Source organism: Frateuria hangzhouensis (assembly GCF_026410505.1).
Lineage (GTDB): Bacteria > Pseudomonadota > Gammaproteobacteria > Xanthomonadales > Rhodanobacteraceae > Frateuria_A > Frateuria_A hangzhouensis.
This window is the reverse complement of the sequence record NZ_JAPMIU010000032.1, coordinates 1-5,595: the sequence shown is the minus strand read 5'-3', so window position 1 is coordinate 5,595 and position 5,595 is coordinate 1. Positions and strand designations below refer to the sequence as shown.

2 tRNA genes and 3 rRNA genes are annotated in these 5,595 nt (G+C 55.2%); all 5 read right to left on the bottom strand.

Features of this window, described 5'->3' with window-relative positions:
• Nucleotides 1-156: 156 nt before the first annotated feature.
• The 5 genes from rrf to OSC30_RS16685 all read right to left on the bottom strand — a co-directional run bounded on the left by rrf (nt 157) and on the right by OSC30_RS16685 (nt 5,315).
• Nucleotides 157-270: ribosomal RNA gene (rrf, locus tag OSC30_RS16705) — 5S ribosomal RNA — on the bottom strand.
• A 113-nt stretch (nt 271-383) separates the two neighbouring features.
• Nucleotides 384-3,269, bottom strand: a 23S ribosomal RNA gene (locus tag OSC30_RS16700).
• A 225-nt stretch (nt 3,270-3,494) separates the two neighbouring features.
• Nucleotides 3,495-3,570, bottom strand: a tRNA-Ala gene (locus OSC30_RS16695).
• A 12-nt stretch (nt 3,571-3,582) separates the two neighbouring features.
• A tRNA-Ile gene (locus tag OSC30_RS16690) sits at nt 3,583-3,659 on the bottom strand.
• A gap of 111 nt (nt 3,660-3,770) precedes the next feature.
• A 16S ribosomal RNA gene (locus OSC30_RS16685) occupies nt 3,771-5,315 on the bottom strand.
• The 16S, 23S and 5S rRNA genes sit together here with 2 tRNA genes alongside, the layout of an rRNA operon.
• Nucleotides 5,316-5,595: the final 280 nt, after the last annotated feature.

Below are 5,595 nucleotides of genomic sequence, written 5' to 3'. Positions count from 1 at the left end.
GGGGCGCTCCTCCAAGGGCTTTGCGCGAGTCTGTTCTTCGCGAGGAGGACTTTTGTACCAAGCGCCGGTGCTGACGATGTCGTTGCCGCCGCGAGGGCACGCACGGCGCAAAAGAAAAACCCTCTCCCGGTGTCGGGAGAGGGTTTTGGATAAAGCCCCTGGCGGTGACCTACTCTTGCATGGACAAGCCACACTACCATCGGCGCGGCTGCGTTTCACTTCCGAGTTCGGGATGGGATCGGGTGGGACCACAGCGCTATGGCCGCCAGGGAAGGGGTTGAAGCAGCGCAGGCATGCGCCAGCTTCAAAAGGGGTAAACGAGTGACAAGCGAGTTGGTGAATCGAGATGTGCTGTTAAGACTGAAGAAGCGTCTTGGGGTTATATGGTCAAGCCGCACGGCGCATTAGTACGCGTAAGCTCAATGCATTGCTGCACTTCCACATCGCGCCTATCAACCACCTGGTCTTGATGGTGCCTTAAGGAGAGTCAAGCTCTCGGGAGATCTCATCTTGGGGCGTGCTTCCCGCTTAGATGCTTTCAGCGGTTATCACTTCCGTTCGTAGCTACCGGGCAATGCCATTGGCATGACAACCCGAACACCAGCGGAACGTCCACTCCGGTCCTCTCGTACTAGGAGCAGCCCCCCTCAAATCTCCAACGCCCACGACAGATAGGGACCGAACTGTCTCACGACGTTCTGAACCCAGCTCGCGTACCACTTTAAATGGCGAACAGCCATACCCTTGGGACCGGCTACAGCCCCAGGATGTGATGAGCCGACATCGAGGTGCCAAACACCGCCGTCGATATGAACTCTTGGGCGGTATCAGCCTGTTATCCCCGGAGTACCTTTTATCCGTTGAGCGATGGCCCTTCCATACAGAACCACCGGATCACTAAGACCTACTTTCGTACCTGCTTGATCCGTCGATCTTGCAGTCAAGCACGCTTATGCCTTTGCACACAGTGCGCGATGTCCGACCGCGCTGAGCGTACCTTCGTGCTCCTCCGTTACGCTTTGGGAGGAGACCGCCCCAGTCAAACTACCCACCATACACGGTCCCTGACCCGGATAACGGGCCTAGGTTAGAACGTCAAGCACTTCAGGGTGGTATTTCAAGGATGGCTCCACGCAAACTAGCGTCTGCGCTTCAAAGCCTCCCACCTATCCTACACAGAAGAACTCAACGTTCAGTGTAAAGCTATAGTAAAGGTTCACGGGGTCTTTCCGTCTTGCCGCGGGAACGCTGCATCTTCACAGCGATTTCAATTTCACTGAGTCTCGGGTGGAGACAGCGCCGCTGTCGTTACGCCATTCGTGCAGGTCGGAACTTACCCGACAAGGAATTTCGCTACCTTAGGACCGTTATAGTTACGGCCGCCGTTTACTGGGGCTTCGATCAAGAGCTTCGCCTTGCGGCTGACCCCATCAATTAACCTTCCAGCACCGGGCAGGCGTCACACCCTATACGTCCACTTTCGTGTTTGCAGAGTGCTGTGTTTTTGATAAACAGTCGCAGCGGCCAGGTTACTGCGACCCATCAGCGCTCAGTCACGCACGTGACCACGCCGATGGGCGCACCTTCTCCCGAAGTTACGGTGCCATTTTGCCTAGTTCCTTCACCCGAGTTCTCTCAAGCGCCTTGGGATTCTCACCCTGCCTACCAGTGTCGGTTTACGGTACGGTTTTTCTATAGCTGAAGCTTAGTGGCTTTTCCTGGAAGCGTGGTCTCAGTCACTTCGCCCAATAGGGCTCGTCTCGGTGCTCGGCATAAAGCATCCCGGATTTGCCTAAGATGCATGCCTACCGCCTTTCCCCGGGACAACCAACGCCCGGTAGACCTAACCTTCTCCGTCCCCACATCGCACTATAGAAAAGTGCAGGAATATTAACCTGCTTCCCATCGACTACGCATTTCTGCCTCGCCTTAGGGGCCGACTCACCCTGCGCCGATGAACGTTGCGCGAGGAAACCTTGGGCTTTCGGCGTGGGGGCTTTTCACCCCCATTATCGTTACTCATGTCAGCATTCGCACTTCCGATACCTCCAGCAAGCTTCTCAACTCACCTTCACAGGCTTACGGAACGCTCCTCTACCGCGCACACCTAAGTGTGCACCCCGAGCTTCGGTGTCTAGCTTAGCCCCGTTAAATCTTCCGCGCAGACCGACTCGACCAGTGAGCTATTACGCTTTCTTTAAAGGGTGGCTGCTTCTAAGCCAACCTCCTGGCTGTCTATGCCTTTCCACATCGTTTTCCACTTAGCTAGAACTTGGGGACCTTAGCTGCGGGTCTGGGTTGTTTCCCTTTTCACGACGGACGTTAGCACCCGCCGTGTGTCTCCCGGATAGTCTGTCCTGGTATTCGGAGTTTGCCATGGTTTGCTAAGTCGCGATGACCCGCTAGCCATAACAGTGCTCTACCCCCAGGAAGATTCGTCCGAGGCGCTACCTAAATAGCTTTCGAGGAGAACCAGCTATCTCCGAGTTTGTTTAGCCTTTCACTCCAATCCTCAGCTCATCCCCATCTATTGCAACAGATGTGGGTTCGGTCCTCCAGTGCGTGTTACCGCACCTTCAACCTGGCCAAGGATAGATCACTCGGTTTCGGGTCTACTGCCAGAGACTATGCGCCCTATTCAGACTCGGTTTCCCTTCGCCTCCCCTAGACGGTTAAGCTTGCCACTGACAGTAAGTCGCTGACCCATTATACAAAAGGTACGCAGTCACCAGTCCGAAGACCGGCTTCCACTGCTTGTACGTATACGGTTTCAGGGTCTATTTCACTCCCCTCTCCGGGGTTCTTTTCGCCTTTCCCTCACGGTACTTGTTCGCTATCGGTCAGTCAGGAGTATTTAGCCTTGGAGGATGGTCCCCCCATGTTCAGACAGGGTTTCTCGTGCCCCGCCCTACTCAATTTCACGCACGGTGCCCTTTCGCGTACCGGGCTATCACCGTCTATGGCGGACCTTTCCAGATCCTTCCACTAAAACACTGTGCGCTTTTGGGCTGCTCCGCGTTCGCTCGTCGCTACTGACGGAATCTCGGTTGATTTCTTTTCCTCCGGGTACTTAGATATTTCAGTTCCCCGGGTTCGCCCCGTACACCTATGTATTCAGTGCACGGTACCGCCTAAGCGGTGGGTTTCCCCATTCGGACATTGCCGGATCAAAGCTTGTTGCCAGCTCCCCGACACTTTTCGCAGGCTGCCACGTCCTTCATCGCCTCTGACTGCCAAGGCATCCACCGTATACGCTTGGTCGCTTGACCATATAACCCCAAGTCGCCTCAGGGCCGATCCCTCACAGGATCGATGCCAAACAACGCATTCGTTGCCTTAACTTGTTTCGACACATCTCGGTTCGGTTTCGAACCAAAACGCTTGTCACTCGTTTACGTTTTCAAAGAACACCACACCGGCCTCAACGCCGATAGGCTTCATTAATCTTTGTGTGCGCTTACTACACATCCGTGGGCGGTCGTGACGCCAGGTACTGGTGGAGCCAGTCGGGATCGAACCGACGACCCCCTGCTTGCAAAGCAGGTGCTCTCCCAGCTGAGCTATGGCCCCGTAAAACCGTGGTGGTGGGTCTGGGAGGACTCGAACCACCGGCCTCACCCTTATCAGGGGTGCGCTCTAACCACCTGAGCTACAGACCCATAAGCTTTCCGGTCTAACGACCAAACACGCCTTGCGATCTGTCGATCGAAGCGTGTGGATGTGCAGGTGCCTTGTGTGGACGTCTTGCGGCAGCGGTGCTGCCTTTCTCGAAAGGAGGTGATCCAGCCGCACCTTCCGATACGGCTACCTTGTTACGACTTCACCCCAGTCATGAACCACTCCGTGGTCGTCGTCCCCCTTGCGGTTAGACTAACGGCTTCTGGAGCAACTCACTCCCATGGTGTGACGGGCGGTGTGTACAAGGCCCGGGAACGTATTCACCGCGGCATAGCTGATCCGCGATTACTAGCGATTCCGACTTCACGAAGTCGAGTTGCAGACTTCGATCCGGACTGGGATCGGCTTTCTGGGATTGGCTCCACCTCGCGGTATTGCAACCCTCTGTACCGACCATTGTAGTACGTGTGTAGCCCTGGCCGTAAGGGCCATGATGACTTGACGTCATCCCCACCTTCCTCCGGTTTGTCACCGGCAGTCTCCTTAGAGTTCCCACCATTACGTGCTGGCAACTAAGGACAAGGGTTGCGCTCGTTGCGGGACTTAACCCAACATCTCACGACACGAGCTGACGACAGCCATGCAGCACCTGTGTTCTGGTTCCCGAAGGCACTCCCGCATCTCTGCAGGATTCCAGACATGTCAAGGCCAGGTAAGGTTCTTCGCGTTGCATCGAATTAAACCACATACTCCACCGCTTGTGCGGGCCCCCGTCAATTCCTTTGAGTTTCAGTCTTGCGACCGTACTCCCCAGGCGGCGAACTTAACGCGTTAGCTTCGACACTGATCTCCGAGTTGAGACCAACATCCAGTTCGCATCGTTTAGGGCGTGGACTACCAGGGTATCTAATCCTGTTTGCTCCCCACGCTTTCGTGCCTCAGCGTCAGTGTTGTCCCAGATGGCCGCCTTCGCCACTGATGTTCCTCCCGATCTCTACGCATTTCACCGCTACACCGGGAATTCCACCATCCTCTGACACACTCTAGCTTGCCAGTATCCATTGCCATTCCCAGGTTGAGCCCGGGGATTTCACAACAGACTTAACAAACCGCCTACGCACGCTTTACGCCCAGTAATTCCGATTAACGCTTGCACCCTTCGTATTACCGCGGCTGCTGGCACGAAGTTAGCCGGTGCTTATTCCTCAGGTACCGTCAGCCCCATAGGGTATTAACCCGTGGTATTTCGTTCCTGATAAAAGTGCTTTACAACCCGAAGGCCTTCTTCACACACGCGGCATTGCTGGATCAGGCTTGCGCCCATTGTCCAATATTCCCCACTGCTGCCTCCCGTAGGAGTCTGGGCCGTGTCTCAGTCCCAGTGTGGCTGATCATCCTCTCAGACCAGCTATCGATCGTCGCCTTGGTGGGCCATTACCCCGCCAACAAGCTAATCGAACATCGGTCCATCCAACCGCGCAAGGCCCGAAGGTCCCCTGCTTTCTCCCGTAGGACGTATGCGGTATTAGCGTAAGTTTCCCTACGTTATCCCCCACGTCTGGGCAGGTCCCGATGCATTACTCACCCGTCCGCCACTCGCCATCAACCTAGCAAGCTAGGTCATGCTGCCGTTCGACTTGCATGTGTTAGGCATGCCGCCAGCGTTCAATCTGAGCCAGGATCAAACTCTTCACTTAAGTTTTCGACAACCTCACCCTTGCGGGCTTGGCCGTCTATCTTTCTGAAGGGTTGTCCCAACATAAAACGTCATTGCTGACTTGTTAGTTGGACCCTTGCATTGCGTTGGACAGTCATCCAACCACCGCAAGGCGCCCACACAAGTCACCTGCGCACACTGTCAAAGATCAATCACTTGCGACTCTTTCTTCTGAATCGCCCCGAGACGTTTCGTCCCGGGTGAGCCGCCCATTCTACATTCCCTTGCCAGTTCGTCAACACCCTTTTGCGAAGAATTTT